The organism is Shewanella sp. MF05960 (assembly GCF_050849305.1).
In the GTDB taxonomy this organism is placed as follows: Bacteria; Pseudomonadota; Gammaproteobacteria; order Enterobacterales; family Shewanellaceae; genus Shewanella.
The window spans coordinates 1-1,075 of the sequence record NZ_JBOZPS010000060.1 but is presented as its reverse complement, the minus strand read 5'-3'; the positions used below and the strand labels follow the sequence as shown (position 1 = coordinate 1,075).

The 1,075-nt window shown below is 41.0% G+C and carries 1 protein-coding gene; it reads right to left on the bottom strand.

Going from position 1 to position 1,075, the window contains the following annotated elements:
• Nucleotides 1–12: 12 nt before the first annotated feature.
• On the bottom strand, nt 13–984 hold the full coding sequence (locus ACROAE_RS20575; RefSeq protein ID WP_432406186.1) for an IS110 family transposase: 972 nt from the start codon (nt 982–984) through the stop codon (nt 13–15).
• Nucleotides 985–1,075 lie beyond the last annotated feature (91 nt).

Sequence of the window (1,075 nt, the reverse complement as noted above, 5' to 3'; positions counted from 1 at the left end):
CCTAACTAACGACTATGGCGTCAATAACTTATTTTTACCTGTATTCTCATCCCACATGACGCCATCTCTTAGCATCGAATTTAAGATAATTACCATCTTTCTGACACATGCAATGATGGCGACTTTTTTGGGCTTGCCCTGCCCAAGCAGTCGCTGGTAAGTGGCTTTAAACACAGGGTTACACTGCATAGCCGACATCATTGCCATATAGAGTACAGTTCGTACTTGTGCTCGTCCGCCTTGGATGACCCGTTTACCTTTGTAGGCTCCACTTTCTTTGGTCATGGGGGCAACCCCGATGAGCGAAGCTGCTTGTTTATTCGTTATATAGCCTAGCTCAGGCATATTACTGATAATAGACGCCGCTGCTATTTTCCCGATCCCAGGCATGCTCTGTAATATGATGTTTTTACTTTGATACTCGGTACATTCTTCAATTAGCTTTTGTATTTTCAACTCGATTTTTGTTATCTGGTTTTTTAGCACCGTAAGAATCGGTTTAATGGTAGAAACGAGTGTTTTAGATAAGATTTGATGGCGATTTTTCTCCATGGTCTGCATGGTTAGTAGTTGATTTCTTCGAGTAACTAAATCACTCATTAATCTTATTTTTTCAGGTTTTAACTCAGTCAGTTTAGGCTTGATGGCTTCGGCATAGTGAGCGATAAGTTCGGCGTCTAATCGGTCATTTTTGGCTCGTCGACCTATAGCGCCTGCAAATCGTTTAACGTGCATAGGGTTAGCGATAACAAAGGGGAGCTTTGCTTCTGAACAGGCTAGAATGAATGGCATTTCCAATCGGCCAGTGGCTTCAACTACAATGCGCTGAGGCTTGTTAATTTTTATCTTATTGATTGCATCTCTAATACCTTTTGTGTCATTAGCAACAGTGAAAAAGATATCAAGGGGGCGGATAAATATATCTAGTTGTGATTTACCAATATCAACTCCGACATTGATGTTTTGCATGTGATTACTATTCATAATAAGCGTTCTCTTTATTGCGAAATACGGGTTCTAGACCCAGTCGACTATTCGAGATGAGTGCTTGGAGTTCTACATGATGCTCACGTTA